Raw genomic sequence first — 16,266 nt, 5'->3', positions numbered from 1 at the left:
CGTCATCCGCCGAAGCGAAAATATCAGCCTCTGCCAAAACAAGAGGCAATCTCAGTATATGGCAGATTTTCAACCGGCCAATCCGGGCTCACCATAGCCCCATGAATACATTCGCCTCGTTCTACCAAAATCTTGGTTTGACCCTTTCGTTGCTGGTGATCGCCACCTTTTTGCTGGCCGGCATGATCAAAGGTGTCATTGGCCTCGGCTTGCCAACCATTGCCATGGGCTTGCTCGGTCTGGCTATGGCACCGTCACAGGCAGCCGCACTGTTGATCATCCCTGCAACCCTGACCAATGTCTGGCAACTGGCCTTCGGCGGGCATCTGCGCGGGTTGATCAAACGACTGTGGCCGATGCTGCTGGCCATTTTCACAGGCACCGGCGCGGGTACGCTGTGGATCGGCATGGCGGATGGGCACTGGGTGGTGCGGGGATTGGGGGCGGCGTTGCTGCTTTACGCGTTGAGTGGCTTGTTCCTGCCGACCTTGCGTGTGGGCGCAGGCAGTCAGCGCTGGCTGGGTCCGCTGTGCGGGATGCTGACGGGCATTATCACGTCGGCCACCGGCGTGTTCGTGATTCCGGCAGTGCCGTACATGCAGGCGCTAGGCTTGAGCAAGGATGAACTGGTGCAAGCATTGGGCCTGTCGTTCACCGTCTCGACCCTCGCCCTGGCCGGCGGGCTGTTATGGCGCGGCGCCCTCGGCGGTGGTGAGTTGAGTGCTTCGTTGCTGGCGCTGATTCCGGCCGTGTTGGGCATGCTGTTGGGGCAATGGCTGCGGCAACGAATCAGCGCCGTGTGGTTCAAGCGCGTGTTCTTCATTGGCCTCGGGATACTCGGCGCCCACTTGTTGATTAGCGGCTAGCGGACGACGGGCTGATCATTTCGATGGCGCGGATTTCGAAATCCCGTTCCAGGTATTCATCCCGCTGTTCGAGGAATTGTTTCATGTGCGGCAGGTTCGAGTGCACGTCGAGGTGTTCCCGGGATTGCCAGATTTCGTAAAAGATAAACAGCGTCGGGTCCTGCTTGTCGCGCAGCATGTGGTACTCGATGCAGCCAGGTTCAGCGCGACTGGCTTCTACATAGGCGCTGAAAAACGCTTCAAAGGCGTCGGATTTTTCCGGGCGGGTCTTGGCGTGCAGGATGAAGCCTTGCATTTCACTCATCGAAACTCTCCTCAAGTCAGAATGGATGCCATTTTATGGCAACAATCGAAGGTTGATTCGTGCGTGTGGGTCAAATGAATATTGCGAAATGAGCGCTTACTCCGCGCGAGGCGGATCGTTATTCTGCCGCCATCCAATTCCTGACCCTTCCCGAGAACCCTGATGAAAAACGTCCTGTTGCTCAATGGCGGCAAAAAATTCGCCCACTCCGACGGCCGCTACAACGCCACCCTGCATGAAGCCGCGCTGAGTGTGCTGGATCGCGGCGGTATTGATGTCAAAGCCACGTTCATCGATGAGGGCTACGACGTCGCTGAAGAAGTCGCCAAATTCCTCTGGGCAGACGTGATCATTTACCAGATGCCCGGCTGGTGGATGGGCGCACCATGGACCGTCAAGAAGTACATCGACGAAGTCTTCACCGAAGGTCATGGCAGCCTCTACGCCAGCGACGGCCGCACCCGTTCCGATGCTTCGCAGAAGTACGGCAGTGGCGGTCTGGTACAGGGCAAGCAATACATGCTGTCGCTGACCTGGAACGCGCCGCAGCAGGCATTTGACGACCCAACTGATTTCTTCGAAGGCAAGGGCGTGGATGCGGTGTATTTCCCTTTTCACAAGGCCAACGAATTCCTCGGCATGACCGGTTTGCCGACCTTCCTCTGCGTGGACGTGATGAAACGCCCGAACATCGAAGGCGATGTGGCGCGATATGAGCAGCATCTGAAAGAGGTGTTTGGCCTGAAGGTGTAAGGCTCGGCTACTATCGGTCTCTGGAACCGGAACCTGTAGGCACCGGCTTGCTGGCGATGGCGATCTTGATGACGCTATCGCCAGCAAGCCGGCTCCTACGAAGAGCGATTGATGCGCGCCGCTGAGATATCGATAAGGGAAGCACGTGAAAGCCAGATCCGATGAGTTGCAGATTTTCGTCTGCGTGATCGAATGCGGGTCGATTTCCGCGGCCGCCGAGCAGGTCGGGCAGACGCCTTCGGCGGTCAGTCGCACGTTGTCGCGGCTGGAGGCCAAGCTCGATACCACGTTGATCAACCGCACCACGCGACGCATGGACCTGACCGAGGAGGGCAAGTATTTCTTCGAGCACGCCAAGCTGATTCTCGATCAGATGGACGAACTCGAAGAGCGCTTGTCCTCGCGCCAGCAAACGCCGTCCGGACGCTTGCGCATCAACGCCGCGTCGCCGTTCATGCTGCACGCCATCGTGCCGTACATCGATGAGTTCCGTCAGCTCTATCCCGACATCCAGCTCGAACTCAACAGCAACGACCTGATCATCGACCTGCTCGAGCAAAGCACCGACATTGCCATCCGCATCGGCACACTCGCCGACTCGACCCTGCACGCCCGCTCCCTGGGTTGCAGCCCGCTGCACATCGTCGCCAGCCCGGCATACCTTGAAAAGCACGGCACGCCGACAGCCGTGGCGGATCTGTCCGACCACACGCTACTCGGATTCACCCAGAACGAAGGCCTCAACCAATGGCCGCTGCGCTACGTGCATGGCGATCGCTGGCCGATCCAGGCGTCGCTCAGTGCCTCCAGTGGCGAGACCATCCGTCATCTCGCCCTCGAAGGCCAAGGCATCGCCAGCCTGTCGCATTACATGACCATCGAGGACATTCGTGCCGGACGGTTGAAGGTGTTGCTGGGCGAGTTCAACAGCGGTTATCGCCAGCCGATCAACGCGGTGTACTACCGCAACTCGCAACTGGCCTTGCGCATCCAGTGTTTCCTCGACTTCATCCAGAGCAAGCTGGCGGTTTACGCCTCCACGGATTTCAGCGGCTGATTCGTGATTCCTGCGCAAGAGTGAATTGGGTCAGCGGGGATTTTTCGCCAGGGATCGCTGCTTGATACTCGTTGCATCACTTATCAACGCAGGGAGTTTCTCCATGAACGTATTCGTTACCGGCGCTGCCGGTTTTATCGGCGGCTCCATCGCCACGGGCCTGATCAAGGCCGGGCACAACGTTACCGGCCTGGTGCGCACCGCCGAACAAGCGGATGAGCTGAAAGCGCTGGGCATTACGCCAGTGATCGGCACGCTGGATGACAGCGCGCTATTGGCCGATCAGGCGCGCGCCGCCGACGCCGTGATCAACGCCGCCAGCAGTGATCATCGCGGTGCGGTGGAAGCCTTGCTCGATGCTCTGCGCGGGTCCAACAAAGTGTTCCTGCACACCAGCGGTTCGAGCATCGTCGGCGATGCCTCGGGCGGTCAGTCCAGCGACGTTATCTATTTCGAAGACAACCTGCCGGAACCCACCGTGGACAAGGCCGCACGCGTGGCCATCGACAACCTGATCCTCGACGCAGCGAAGGACGGCGTTAATTCGGCCGTGATCTGCAACACGCTGATCTACGGCCACAGCCTGGGCGTCAATCGCGACAGCGTGCAGTTGCCGCGCCTGCTGAAACAGGCCCGTAAAAGTGGTGTGGTCCGCCATGTCGGTATTGGCCAGAACATCTGGTCCAACGTGCACATCGAAGACGTGGTCGCGTTGTACCTGCTGGCGCTGACCAAAAACATTCCGGGCACGTTTTACTTTGTCGAAAGCGGCGAAGCGTCGTTTATCGACATGACCACGGCGATGGCCGAGGCGTTGAACCTGGGCAAGCCACAAGACTGGCCGCTGAAGGATGCCGAAGCCGAATGGGGTTATGAGATGGCCAACTATGGTTTGGGCTCCAACAGTCGGGTTCGCGGCAAGCATGCGCGGGAAGTCTTGGGTTGGGCGCCGAAGCGTACGTCGGTGATTGAATGGATTCGTCACGAGATGGTGTGAGTTCGCTTTAGACCGGGTCATCGTTCATCGCTGGCAAGCCAGCTCCCACAGGTATTGTGTCGTTCACTAAATGGGCGAACGACGCAGAGCCTGTGGGAGCGTGGCTTGCCCGCGATGGCATTTCCGAAGTCGCATAAACTGGCCGGACCGCCCTCGATTCCGTAACATCCGCAAACTCTTTTTCGCTATTCCCTGCACGCGGTCCCCCATGAAACCAAAACACCTACGCGCCGATGCCCTCGCTGGCCTCACGACGTCTTTCGCCCTGTTGCCCGAATGCATCGCCTTCGCGCTGGTGGCTCATCTCAATCCGCTGATGGGGCTGTATGGCGCGTTCATCATTTGCACCCTGACCGCGCTGTTCGGTGGTCGGCCGGGCATGGTGTCCGGGGCCGCCGGGTCGATGGCCGTGGTGATTGTCGCGCTGGTGGTGCAGCACGGTGTGCAGTATTTGCTGGCGACGGTGTTGCTGGGCGGATTCATCATGTCGGCGTTCGGACTGCTGCGACTGGGCAAGCTAGTGCGCATGGTGCCGCACCCGGTCATGCTCGGGTTCGTTAACGGCCTGGCGATCATCATTGCCTTGGCGCAACTGGAGCATTTCAAGAGTGGTCAGACGTGGCTCAGCGGTAAGCCGCTGTACATGATGATCGGACTGGTGGCGGTGACGATGGCAATTGTCTACGTGCTGCCCCGTCTGACCCGCGCCATTCCGCCAGCCTTGGTGGCGATTCTCGGCGTGGGGCTGGCGGTTTATCTGCTTGGCCTGCCGACTCGTACCCTCGGCGACATGGCACACATCGCCGGCGGCTTGCCGACCTTTGCCTTGCCGGACATTCCCTGGAATCTGGAAACCCTGCGCATCATCGCACCCTACGCGATTTTGATGGCGATGGTCGGCCTGCTGGAAACCTTGCTGACCCTGAACCTCACCGACGAAATCACCGAGAGCCGCGGCTACCCGGATCGTGAGTGCGTGGCGCTGGGTGCAGCCAACGTGGTGTCCGGGCTGTTCGGCGGCATGGGCGGCTGCGCAATGATCGGGCAAACGGTGATCAACCTCAGTTCCGGTGGTCGTGGCCGGTTGTCCGGCGTGGTGGCCGGGGTGGCGATACTGCTGTTTATCCTGTTCCTGTCGCCGTTGATCGAGCGCATTCCGCTCGCGGCGCTGGTCGGGGTGATGTTCGTGGTCTCGCAGCAGACGTTTGCCTGGGCTTCGCTTCGGGTACTGAACAAAGTGCCGCTGAACGATGTGCTGGTGATCATCGCGGTGACGGTGATTACTGTGTTCACCGACTTGGCGACCGCGGTGCTCTGCGGGATCATCATTGCTGCGCTCAACTTCGCTTGGCAGCAGGCTCGGCAGTTGTACGCCGACAGTTATGTGGAGAGTGACGGCAGCAAGCTTTATCGCGTGCATGGCACGTTGTTTTTTGCCTCGACCACGCCTTTTCTGAATCAGTTCGATACGGCTAACGACCCGGCGCACGTGACGCTGGATTGTCGTCATCTGAGCTTTGTCGATTACTCGGCCATCGCGGCGCTGGATACGCTGCGCGAGCGTTACTCCAAGGCCGGTAAACACCTGCGCGTGCTGGGCCTTTCCGAACGTTGCAAGAAGCTGCTCAAGCGTGCGCGAGTGCATCACGACTGACGGCAAACCGGTTGGCGGCGATGAAAATTCGCTGCCCCGATTTTCATTATTCGCGACACGACATATCCGTGAGCGACACTTCTTACCTCTGCACGAAAATTACTTTCACCTCGTTTGAATATCGCGCCTCGAAATGTTTTAAGAGTTTCACAAAACTTTCGACGTGACCCTCTCGAGGAGTACCGCATGACCCTGTCCTTCGGCTATTGGCTGCTGGTGTACGCCGCCATCGCCATCATTGCTTTGATCGTTCTGATCGCGCGTTACCGGCTCAACCCGTTCATTGTTATCACCCTGATTTCCATCGGCTTGGCGTTGGTGGCGGGAATGCCCCCGTCCGGGGTGGTCGGGGCTTATGAGGCGGGGGTCGGCAAGACCCTGGGGCACATTGCGCTGGTGGTGGCGCTGGGCACGATGCTCGGCAAGATGATGGCCGAGTCCGGCGGGGCCGAGCAGGTGGCGCGGACCTTGATCGACCGCTTCGGCGAGAAAAATGCTCATTGGGCCATGGTGTGCATCGCCTTCCTGGTCGGGCTGCCGTTGTTCTTCGAAGTCGGTTTCGTGTTGCTGGTGCCGATTGCGTTTACCGTGGCGCGCCGGGTTGGCGTGTCGATCCTGATGGTCGGCCTGCCGATGGTCGCGGGTTTGTCGGTGGTGCATGCGCTGGTGCCGCCGCACCCGGCAGCGATGCTGGCGGTGCAGGTGTATCAGGCTTCGGTGGGGCAGACTCTGCTTTATGCGATTTTGATCGGCATTCCGACGGCGATCATCGCCGGTCCGCTATACGCCAAGTTCATCGTCCCGCGCATTCAGTTGCCGGCGGAAAACCCGCTGGAAAAGCAGTTCCTCGAACGCGAACCGCGCGACAGCCTGCCGAGTTTCGGCCTGACCATGGCGACCATCCTGTTGCCGGTGGTGCTGATGCTGATCGGTGGCTGGGCCAACCTGATTTCCACGCCGGGCAGCGGCTTCAACCAGTTCCTGCTGTTCATCGGCAACTCGGTGATCGCGCTGCTGCTGGCGACCTTGCTGAGCTTCTGGACCCTCGGCCTGGCCCAGGGCTTCAATCGCGAATCGATCCTCAAATTCACCAACGAATGCCTGGCGCCGACCGCCAGCATCACCTTGCTGGTGGGCGCTGGCGGCGGCTTGAACCGGATTCTGGTGGACGCCGGCGTCACCGACCAGATTGTCGGCCTGGCCCACGAATTTCACCTGTCCCCGCTACTGATGGGCTGGCTGTTCGCCGCACTGATGCGCATTGCAACCGGCTCGGCCACCGTGGCCATGACCACCGCTTCGGGCGTGGTCGCGCCGGTGGCGATCGGCCTGGGCTATCCGCACCCGGAATTGCTGGTGCTGGCGACAGGCGCGGGCTCGGTGATTTTTTCCCACGTCAACGACGGTGGCTTCTGGTTGATCAAGGAATACTTCAACATGACGGTGGCCCAGACGTTCAAGACCTGGACCGTGCTGGAAACCTTGATCTCGCTCGTTGCCTTTGGTTTGACCGTGGGCCTTTCTTACCTGATCTAACCGGAGCCGCTCGCCATGGACATCCTCTACCAGATCCGCGCCCGTCAGGATTCCTTCAGTGCCGGTGAAGGACGCATCGCTCGTCTGATGCTCGACGACGTAGGATTTGCCGCGTCCGCCAGCCTCGATGAGCTGGCGCAGCGGGCGGAAGTCAGCACCGCTACATTGTCGCGTTTCGCCCGTACGGTGGGCTGTCGCGACTTACGTGACCTGCGCTTGCAACTGGCCCAGGCCAGCGGCGTCGGCAGCCGTTTTCTCGACCCGGCGGGGACTCCGGACCAGTCGGCGTTTTATGGGCAGATTGTCGGCGATATCGAGGCGACCTTGCGACAGCATCTGTCGGCCTTCGACGAATCACGCTTCGCCGATGCGGTAAAACTGCTGGGCAGGGCTCGGATGATTCACGCCTTCGGCATGGGCGGTTGCTCAACGTTGTGCAGCGACGAACTCCAGGTGCGCCTGGTGCGGCTCGGCTATCCGATTGCGGTGTGCCATGACGCGGTGATGATGCGTATCACTGCGTCCAGTCTCAGCGCCGAACACGTGGTGATTGTCTGCTCGCTAACGGGCATCACCCCCGAATTGCTGGAGACGGTGGAGCTGGCGCGCAGCTACGGCGCGCGCATTCTGGCGATCACCCGTGGCGACTCTGCGCTGGCGCAACTGGCCGACATCGTGTTGCCGCTGCAAAGCGCCGAGACCTCGTTCATCTACAAACCGACAGCGGCGCGCTACGGCATGTTGCTCGCCATCGACGTGCTTGCCACCGAGCTGGCACTGGCCAATCCTGAAGACAATCAAGAACGTCTGCGGCGGATCAAGCTCGCCCTGGACGATTACCGCGGCGGCGACGATCACTTGCCGCTGGGAGACTGACATGATGTACGACACGCTGATTCGCAACGCCCTGATCATCGATGGCAGCAACAGCCCCGGTTACTGCGCCGACGTGGCGATTTTGAACGGCCGCATCGAACGTATCGCAGACTTGCACGACGCACACGCCACCGAGGAAATCGACGCCGGCGGCCACGTGTTGGCGCCGGGCTTCATCGACGTGCACACCCATGACGACACAGTGGTGATCCGCCATCCGCAGATGTTGCCCAAGCTGAGCCAGGGCGTGACCACGGTGATCGTCGGCAACTGCGGTATCAGCGCTTCACCGGTGAGTTTGCGCGGTGATCCGCCGGACCCGATGAACCTGCTGGGCACCCGTGCTGCGTTTGTGTATCCGACATTCAGCGACTACCGAGCGGCTGTCGAAGCGGCGAATACCACGCTGAACGTCGCCGCGCTGGTGGGGCACACGGCATTGCGCAGCAATCACCTCGATGACCTGTTCCGCACCGCCAGCGCCGATGAAATCGCGGCGATGCGCGAGCAACTGCGCGAGAGCCTTGAAGCCGGTGCGCTGGGACTGTCCACGGGGCTGGCGTACGCCAGCGCGTTCTCGGCATCCACCGACGAAGTCATGCAACTGACCGAAGAGTTGACGGCATTCGGCGCGGTCTACACCACCCATTTGCGCAGTGAATTCGAACCGGTGCTGGAGGCCATGGACGAGGCGTTCCAGATCGGTCGCCATGCGAAATCCCCGGTGATCATTTCCCACCTCAAATGTGCCGGTGCCGGTAACTGGGGACGTAGTCCGCAACTGCTGGCGTCCCTCGAACGAGCGGCGCAAACCCATCCGGTGGGCTGCGATTGTTATCCCTATGCGGCGAGTTCTTCGACGCTTGATCTCAAGCAGGTCACCGACGCCCATCGCATCACCATCACCTGGTCGACGCCGCACCCGCAAATGGGCGGCCGCGACCTGATGGACATCGCCGCCGAGTGGAACGTCTCGTTGCTCGACGCAGCCCGCCAACTGCAACCGGCCGGCGCGGTGTATTACGGAATGGATGAGGCCGACGTCCGCAGAATTCTCGCGCATCCGTTGTCGATGGTCGGCTCCGACGGCTTACCGGAAGACCCGTTTCCGCACCCTCGCTTGTGGGGCGCGTTCCCGCGGGTGCTCGGACATTTCAGCCGTGACGTAGGACTGTTTCCGCTGCACACCGCCGTGCACAAAATGACCGGCCTGTCGGCGTCGCGATTTGGCCTGAAGGAGCGCGGCGAAATCCGCGAAGGTCATTGGGCGGACCTGGTGTTGTTCGATCCAGCGACCATCCGCGACGTGGCCGACTTCAATGATCCGCAACGGGCTGCCGAGGGCATCGAAGGGGTGTGGGTCAACGGTGTGCTGAGTTATCGCGACGGTCAGGCGAACGGCCGGCGGGAAGGGCGGTTTTTGGCGCGGGAAGGGGATTTGCGAGACGGCTTTCAGTAACGATTTGGGGGGTGTATCACAGTGATGGCACATTGAGATTAAAGAATGCTGTCACTGGGCCGAATTCCTGACGTACAGCCCGGCTACACTGTGGGCAATTTCTGTCTGGGAGCAACTCGATGAGCTTCGGCAAAACCACTCCGATCCTGCGCATCTTCGATGAAATCAAGGCCGTTGAATTCTACGTTGGCTTCCTTGGATTCAAGATCGACTGGCAGCACCGCTTCGAAGCCAATTTCCCGCTGTACCTGCAAGTCTCCCGCGGCGAATGCGTGCTGCATTTGTCCGAACACCACGGCGACGCGACACCAGGCTCGGCCCTGCGCATCCAGACCGATGAACTCGAAACCTTCCAGCAACAACTGCTGGCCAAGGAATACCCGTTCGCCCGCCCACAAATTCAGGCGATGCCGTGGGGTAGCCAGGACATGACGATCGCCGACCCGTTCGGCAATCGGTTGGTGTTTACCAATGCGATTAGTGTTTGAGGCCGTTCGGCCTGCGATGAGCTTCAGCGAGTTGTGATGTGCTAGCCTGCAATCAATGATTTCATTGATTGCAGGAGGCATCATGGCCAGCATCACAATTCGAAACCTCGATGATCAGATCAAAGAGCAGCTACGCATTGCTGCTGCCCATAACGGGCACTCAATGGAAGAGGAAGCTCGCCTGATTCTGGGTAGAGCTTTGGCTACCGTCGGCCGTGCCGGAGGCCTGGGTAGCAGAATCCGTAGCAGGTTCAGTACATGCGGTGGGGTTGAACTTGAGTTACCTGCACGGCAGGAAAAAGCCACCGCGGTGGATTTCTCTGAATGATCGTGCTCGATACCAACGTTCTTTCAGAGTTCATGCGGGTCGAGCCTGACGCTCAAGTGCTTGCCTGGGTGGATGCACAACCTGCGATGGAGTTGGCCATCAGCGCTGTCACCGTGGCAGAAATCCTTCACGGTATCGCCCGGCTCCCGTCCGGCAAACGCAAGCAAAAGCTTGAGTCTCATGCGATGGCAATGTTTGAAGAAGACTTTGCCGACAGGATATTGCCTTTCGATGTACATGCCGCGGTCGAGTACGCAACGCTGGTGGCGAGTTGCGAAGCGAAGGGGCGAACGGCGTCGATGGCTGATGCGCAAATTGCCGCTGTCTGCCGAAGCCACGGAGCCCCGATTGCTACCCGCAATGTTCGGGACTTCGAGTTTTCCGGGTTAGAGGTGATTAATCCGTGGGAAGCCTGAGTGCCTTCATTTTCTTGTAGATCGCCATCGCGAGCAGGCTCGCACACACGTTTACTGAACCTGTGCGGGCTTGCCCGCGTTGGGATCTGTAATTCAGCTCTGATCGAATATCAGACGCGGAAGTGGCTCACCATCATCTGCAACTGATTCCCCAACCTTGCCAGTTCAACACTGGACGCAGCCGTTTCGTCACTCGCCGCAGCCGTCTGTTCCGACACGTCGCGCACGTTGATGATGCTGCGGCTGATCTCTTCGGCCACGGCGCTTTGTTGTTCGGCGGCGGCGGCGATTTGCTGGTTCATCGACTGGATGTTGGACACCGTGCGGGTGATGTTTTCCAGTGAGGCGCCTGCCTGGCGGGTCAGGGCCACGCTGCTGTCGGTCAGGGCGCGGCTGTTGTTCATCACGTTCGCCACTTGCTGGGTGCCGTTTTGCAGGCCGGCCACCAGGGCTTCGATTTCCTCGGTGGATTTTTGCGTGCGCTGGGCCAGGCCACGGACTTCGTCGGCGACCACGGCAAAACCTCGCCCGGCTTCACCGGCACGTGCCGCTTCAATCGCCGCGTTGAGCGCCAGCAGGTTGGTCTGTTCGGCCACGGCCTTGATCACGTCCATGACGCTGCCGATCTTGTCACTTTCCTGTTGCAGCACGCCCATGGCCTCGGTGGAACGCACCACTTCGCTGGCCAGGCGCTCGATCTGGGCGATGGCTTCGCCGACCACTTTGTCACCTTCACGGGCTTCATCATCGGCAGCCGCAGCGGCTTGCGAGGCTTGCTCGGCATTGCGCGCGACTTCCTGCACGGTGGCGGTCATCTCGTGCATGGCGGTGGCGACCTGATCGGTCTCGACTTTCTGGCTGTTGACCCCGGCGCTGGTCTGCTCGGTCACGGCCGACAATTCTTCGGCGGCGCTGGCGATCTGGGTGACGCCATCGCGGATGCCGCTGATCAAGTCGCGCAGGGTCACCCCCATGCGGGCGATGCCCTGCTGCAACACGCCGAGTTCGTCGCGGCGCGTCACCTGGACGTCCTGGGACAAGTCGCCGCTGGCGATGCGATCGACCACGGCCAGGGTGTCGCGCAACGGGCCGGTGATCTGCCGGGTAATGATCACGGCAGCAATGATCCCCACCAGCAAGGCCAGCAACGTGCTGACCAGTTGCAAAGTACGGGCGCTGGCGCTTTCGGCGTCACGGCGGTCGAGCTGGATCTGATACAACGCATCGCTCAGGCTGACGATGGCGGCGCCCTGGTCGGTCATCTCCTTGCGCGCTTGCACCACATCACTGTTCGCGGCTTTGTAGGCCTGCAAGGCATTGCGGTAGTTGCCAAGTGCGGTTTCCAACTCACGCAAGGCGTCCGGCTGAACGTCAGCGAATTGCACGTTGAGTGATTTCAGGCTGGCAATGGCGGCGTCCAGTTGGGCGACGGCTTTTTGTTCGGTTTCGGCGTTGGTCGTGGCGGTGTAGCCGCGCACTTCGTAGCGCGCCAGCAAGAATGCTTCCTTGGCGGCGGTGATGGCCTGGAACTGTTCGAAACGCTGATCGCTCGGCGGCAACTGTTGCACGCGGGTGTTGATGGCGTTGATCAGCGAGTTGGCGGATTCAGCGTTGGCGCCCATGACGTCACGCGCGTTGTTGCCGGCGCGGTAGGCGCCGCGCATTTTGCTCAGGGACGCCTTGTAGGCGTCGATGACGGTGCCTTGCTCTTTGAGCAGCTTGAGGTTTTCCGGGCTCTTGAATTTCACCAGCAAAGCTTGCTGCTGAGCGGAAAAGGCTTCAAGGGTGGTCTGCACGTTTTGTGCAGTGGCTTCGTCGCCGCTGGTCAGCATGTATTGCAGGCGGACCACGCGCAGCTTGGTCAGGCCGGTGTTGAGCTGGGTGATGTCGCTCATCCAGTTGCTGCGGTCAATCAGGCCACCCAGGCTGGTCCAGCCGGTCAGGGCGAGTACGCAGGTCAGGGCCAGGACCAGGCCAAACCCCAGGCCCAGTTTCAGGTTCACGCTGATGTTGCCGAACCAGCTATTCATCAAAATTCCTCCAGGAACGTGGTGCTTCTCTGTCGTCGGTTGGCTGGAAGATTGTTGTTTTTGGGAGCCAGCAAGGTTGTGTAGCAGGTGTGTATCGGCCGCAATTACGAGAGCTGAAAGGATTTTGTCAGACAGATTCTGTAACAAGACTTTTGCGCGAGCCTTAAGCTTTTTTTCACGTGGGTTTCACCGCTAGCCGACGCTCGTCTCTCTACCCTCGCAGCATCAAATGAAGTGGTGCATGCCGGCGAGGCGGCTTGATGTGGAATTGAGACTGAGTCTGTTTGGCGTAAAGCGCTCGATCGATCTGAGCCGGTTTGCCCCCTGGCGCAATGCCGCGGTGATTCTGGCCTCGGCGCTGCTGGCGGTGTCACTGGCGGTGTTTCTCCTGCGGCCGGCCGCTGTGCCGGATCTGGCCCATGGCAACGTGGCCGGTGCGCGGGCGTTGCAGGCGGGTTGGGCCAAGGGCGACATGATCGTGCTGGTGCGCCATGTCGAACGTTGTGATCACTCCCGTGCCGCTTGCCTGAGTGGCAACGATGGGATTACCGATCGTTCGCGCAGTGTCGCGGTGAGTGTCGGCGCGCAGTTCGAGCAGTTGGGTCTGGACAAGGTGGATATCTACAACAGCCCGTTGATCCGAACCGCACAGACCGCGGGCTACATGTTCAACAAGGTCGGCGTGGGTGAGGAGTGGCTGATCAACTGCAAGGGCACCATGTTGCGCGACGCGCTGGCGCACAAAATGGCCGGGCGCAACCTGATCCTGGTGACCCACAGCGAGTGCATGGCGCAACTGGAAAAAGACCTCAAGTTGCCAGGCGCCAGCCTCGGCTACGGCGCCTCGCTGTTTATCTCCGCCGAAGCACTACAAGCACCGCGCATGCTCGGTTTCATCGAAGCCTCGGACTGGCGCTCGGTGACTACCGAATGAATTCACCCTCAGGATCAGGACGCACAATGCCCCGCTACCGTTTTTACTGGATGAACTTCGGTATTCCACTGGCCTGCGCGGTCGTGGTGTTTCTGATGTTCGACCTGACGACAATCGACATCGCCTTTAATGATCTTTTCTATGACCCGGTGACACAAACCTTCCCGCTGGACCATGTACACCTGTTCGAAAAGATCACCCATAAATGGGCGCGGATCATCCCCAACTGGACCGGCGAAATAGCGATCATCGGTGCCTTGTTGTCGTTTCTCTGGCCCCGGCTGAAGGCGGAAAAACATTCGAAAATCATCGCGCTTCTGGAAAAAATCAAAATCGCGCCGGTGCTGCGATTTGCCACCAGGCATCGTCGGGATTTCCTCTACGTCGTGTTCGCGTTTTCCATCAGTACCGGTGTCATTCACTACCTCAAGGGCCATACCAGCGTGTATTGCCCGATCGAAACGACCCAGTACGCCGGCAAGATCGAGCACAAGGAGTGGTACCAGAATTTCGATTTGCTGAAGGTCGCCGGTGACGGGCGCTGCTGGCCGGGTGGGCATGCTTCGGGTGGCTTTACCATGCTCGCGTTGTACTTCGTCGCGCGACGGTATCGCTGGCGTTATTCCAAGGCGCTGATGTACGGCTCGCTGGCGCTTGGTTTCGTCTACGGCACGACGCGGGTCCTACAAGGCTGGCACTACATGTCCCACACCTTCTGGGCCGGGATCTTCGTTTGGCTGGCCTGTTTGCTGACGGCGCTGGCGTTTTACGGACGGGCGCGGCTGGAGATGCCAGTGCTGCGCCGGCATGAAAAAACTTCGGGAAACTTACAGGCAAAAAAAAGCCCGCGGGAGGGCGGGCAAACCGTAGTTTCTTGAATGAGCGAGGGAAATGTACAGCTTGTTGCACCACGGTGTAGTGAAGAAAAGTTCATCTGCGCCCCGATGTACGGGGCTCCCGATCCTGGTTGAATCAGGCTATGGCAAATGATCTGCGGCAAAGTCTGCTTCCGAACGTGCGCGCAAACGACCTTTGCGGCAAGCCTGCTGGAAGCGTTCGAAATCGCGTTCATTCTGTTCGGTATAGCCTTGGGCATACTTTAACAGCGCGTCAGCCAGCGCATCGCCCTTGCCAATGTAGCCACAGATTTTCGCGGCCATGCCTGACGATTTGGCGTGGGCACGGGCCAGGGCGCGTCCACAGAGCCTGCCGTAGGCGGCGAACGACTCGGCGTCGAACGTTTCCAGTTCCGCCGAGACTTTCATATCCCGCAGCTGACGAACGTAGAAGTGACGACCACTGGGACCAGTGGTCCAGCCGAGGAACAGGTCGCTGGCCGATTGCATCAGGCGTTGCCCTTCGACGACGCGTTGGCCTTCATGCCGTACGTGCGACCTGGTCTTGACGTAACCGGCGAGCACCGAGCGTCGTGCTTCCTTGAATTGCAGGAATAACGGGAACTCCTGCTCATCGGTCAGCAGGGCCACCAGGCAACGGGTGCCGACGCTCCCAACGCCAATCACTTTGAAGGCCAGGTCCTGCACGCTAAAGCGTGACAGCAGCTCGCGACGGTCACCTTGCAACGTGCCTCGGTAATCGCGCATGAAGGTATCAAACAGGGGGCGCCAGTCCGCCAGACGCAGCCAGTCATCGTCGGCATCCAGCAACGTGGTGTTCTTGTGCAGATGGAAAATTTCCGGCAAGTCATCGCGAATGATCAGACGCTTGTGGGCGTCACGCTCGCTGATTTTCGGCAGCAATTCGGCATGGGTACGACGTTCGGCTTTTTCGATGGAGCGCTCCACATGTTCGAGGGCGCTTTTGCTCGCTTGCTCGCGCAAATCGTCGTAGGTGATGGATTCGTACCAGGTGTCCAGCGCGCTTTGTTCGGCGCATTCCCGCATGGTCTGTTGATAGGCACTCACCACCCCATGGCAGACGGTTTCTTCAACCGAACCGCCATGGCGCAAGTCGCGGGCGGCTACCAGAAAACTCGCCACCAGTCGTTTCACGTCCCATTCCCAAGGCCCCGGATGAGCTTCGTCAAAGTCGTTGACGCTGAACAACAAGTTACGCTCGGGTGTGGCGAACCCACCAAAATTCATCAGATGACAGTCACCACAGATCGGCGACACCAACCCCATGTTCGGCGTGCCCGCCAGGTCATGCGCTTGCAACAATGCATTGCCGCGATAGAACGTGAACGGCGACACCAGCATGCGCCCGTAGCGCAACTCGACCAGCGATTTCACTCGCCCCTCACTCGACGCCTTGATCAGCGGGATCGGATCGCGATCGGTCTTGCCCATCGCCGCCAGCGCACTGCGTGGACACTTCTTGCGAGCGTCTTTGCCTTGTTTGAAGTGATCTTTGAGGGTGGTCATTTGGGCTCATTCGAAGGGTGATGTCGGGCGTGTCGAATGAGTGTAGAAGAGGTTGAAAATAAACGATGGCGACGCGGGCCGGTGGGTTCGCTGCGGCTCAATACGTCAGCGAATACGTTGAGGCCCAAGGCTTCCATTTCCCGACCCGGCGCCGGGCCTACTTGCGAGCGGAAAACTGGCCGAG

At 59.9% G+C, this 16,266-nt stretch carries 16 protein-coding genes; 13 read left to right on the top strand and 3 right to left on the bottom strand.

The window, feature by feature from the left end; genetic code table 11:
- The first annotated feature begins 101 nt into the window (after positions 1–101).
- Positions 102–866 (top strand): sulfite exporter TauE/SafE family protein, encoded by a 765-nt coding sequence (locus tag ABVN21_RS20100; protein WP_339554909.1) that lies wholly within the window; start codon positions 102–104, stop codon positions 864–866.
- Here the strand turns inward: ABVN21_RS20100 and ABVN21_RS20095 are convergent.
- A complete protein-coding gene (locus tag ABVN21_RS20095) occupies positions 856–1,170 on the bottom strand; it encodes a putative quinol monooxygenase (RefSeq protein ID WP_339554910.1) in 315 nt (104 codons plus the stop codon). The two genes, ABVN21_RS20100 and ABVN21_RS20095, sit on opposite strands and share 11 nt — an antisense overlap.
- A 162-nt stretch (positions 1,171–1,332) precedes the next feature.
- Between ABVN21_RS20095 and ABVN21_RS20090 the strand changes: the two genes are divergently transcribed.
- The 10 genes from ABVN21_RS20090 (at position 1,333) to ABVN21_RS20045 (ending at position 10,734) form a co-directional block, all read left to right on the top strand.
- Positions 1,333–1,923, top strand: coding sequence for an NAD(P)H-dependent oxidoreductase (locus tag ABVN21_RS20090; RefSeq protein ID WP_339554911.1), 591 nt, complete (start codon positions 1,333–1,335; stop codon positions 1,921–1,923).
- Between the two features lie 145 nt (positions 1,924–2,068).
- Positions 2,069–2,980 carry a LysR family transcriptional regulator gene (locus tag ABVN21_RS20085; RefSeq protein WP_339554912.1) on the top strand — a complete coding sequence of 304 codons (912 nt, stop codon included), beginning with the start codon at positions 2,069–2,071 and terminating at the stop codon, positions 2,978–2,980.
- Between the two features lie 103 nt (positions 2,981–3,083).
- Complete coding sequence (locus tag ABVN21_RS20080; RefSeq protein WP_339554913.1) at positions 3,084–3,977, top strand: NAD-dependent epimerase/dehydratase family protein; 894 nt, start codon at positions 3,084–3,086, stop codon at positions 3,975–3,977.
- A gap of 208 nt (positions 3,978–4,185) precedes the next feature.
- Positions 4,186–5,631, top strand: a complete 1,446-nt coding sequence (locus ABVN21_RS20075) for a SulP family inorganic anion transporter (RefSeq protein WP_339554914.1) — start codon at positions 4,186–4,188, stop codon at positions 5,629–5,631.
- 186 nt (positions 5,632–5,817) lie between these two features.
- The gene (locus tag ABVN21_RS20070; RefSeq protein ID WP_339554915.1) at positions 5,818–7,167 is read left to right on the top strand and encodes a gluconate:H+ symporter; all 1,350 of its coding nucleotides are present in this window, start codon (positions 5,818–5,820) and stop codon (positions 7,165–7,167) included.
- A 15-nt stretch (positions 7,168–7,182) separates the two neighbouring features.
- Entirely contained in the window at positions 7,183–8,043 is an 861-nt protein-coding gene (locus tag ABVN21_RS20065; RefSeq protein WP_339554916.1) for a MurR/RpiR family transcriptional regulator, read from the top strand.
- A gap of 1 nt (position 8,044) precedes the next feature.
- Complete coding sequence (locus ABVN21_RS20060) at positions 8,045–9,502, top strand: D-aminoacylase (RefSeq protein WP_339554917.1); 1,458 nt, start codon at positions 8,045–8,047, stop codon at positions 9,500–9,502.
- A gap of 119 nt (positions 9,503–9,621) precedes the next feature.
- The gene (locus tag ABVN21_RS20055) at positions 9,622–9,990 is read left to right on the top strand and encodes a glyoxalase superfamily protein (protein ID WP_339554918.1); all 369 of its coding nucleotides are present in this window, start codon (positions 9,622–9,624) and stop codon (positions 9,988–9,990) included.
- Between the two features lie 82 nt (positions 9,991–10,072).
- A complete protein-coding gene (locus ABVN21_RS20050; protein WP_339554919.1) occupies positions 10,073–10,318 on the top strand; it encodes a plasmid stabilization protein in 246 nt (81 codons plus the stop codon).
- Positions 10,315–10,734, top strand: a complete 420-nt coding sequence (locus ABVN21_RS20045; protein WP_339554920.1) for a type II toxin-antitoxin system VapC family toxin — start codon at positions 10,315–10,317, stop codon at positions 10,732–10,734. Before ABVN21_RS20050 ends, ABVN21_RS20045 begins: the two co-directional genes overlap by 4 nt.
- A gap of 110 nt (positions 10,735–10,844) precedes the next feature.
- On the opposite strand, the gene ABVN21_RS20040 is transcribed toward ABVN21_RS20045, so the two are convergent.
- Positions 10,845–12,764: a methyl-accepting chemotaxis protein gene (locus ABVN21_RS20040; protein ID WP_339554921.1), complete on the bottom strand. Its 1,920-nt coding sequence runs from the start codon at positions 12,762–12,764 to the stop codon at positions 10,845–10,847.
- 262 nt (positions 12,765–13,026) lie between these two features.
- Between ABVN21_RS20040 and ABVN21_RS20035 the strand changes: the two genes are divergently transcribed.
- Complete coding sequence (locus tag ABVN21_RS20035; protein ID WP_339554922.1) at positions 13,027–13,698, top strand: histidine phosphatase family protein; 672 nt, start codon at positions 13,027–13,029, stop codon at positions 13,696–13,698.
- Between the two features lie 26 nt (positions 13,699–13,724).
- Positions 13,725–14,576 carry a phosphatase PAP2 family protein gene (locus ABVN21_RS20030; protein ID WP_339554923.1) on the top strand — a complete coding sequence of 284 codons (852 nt, stop codon included), beginning with the start codon at positions 13,725–13,727 and terminating at the stop codon, positions 14,574–14,576.
- A 99-nt stretch (positions 14,577–14,675) separates the two neighbouring features.
- On the opposite strand, the gene ABVN21_RS20025 is transcribed toward ABVN21_RS20030, so the two are convergent.
- Positions 14,676–16,082 (bottom strand): DUF2252 domain-containing protein, encoded by a 1,407-nt coding sequence (locus tag ABVN21_RS20025; RefSeq protein ID WP_339554924.1) that lies wholly within the window; start codon positions 16,080–16,082, stop codon positions 14,676–14,678.
- Positions 16,083–16,266 lie beyond the last annotated feature (184 nt).

This window comes from Pseudomonas sp. MYb327 (assembly GCF_040438925.1).
GTDB lineage: Bacteria > Pseudomonadota > Gammaproteobacteria > Pseudomonadales > Pseudomonadaceae > Aquipseudomonas.
The sequence above is the reverse complement of the archived record's forward strand: the minus strand, read 5'-3'. Positions and strand labels throughout refer to the sequence as shown.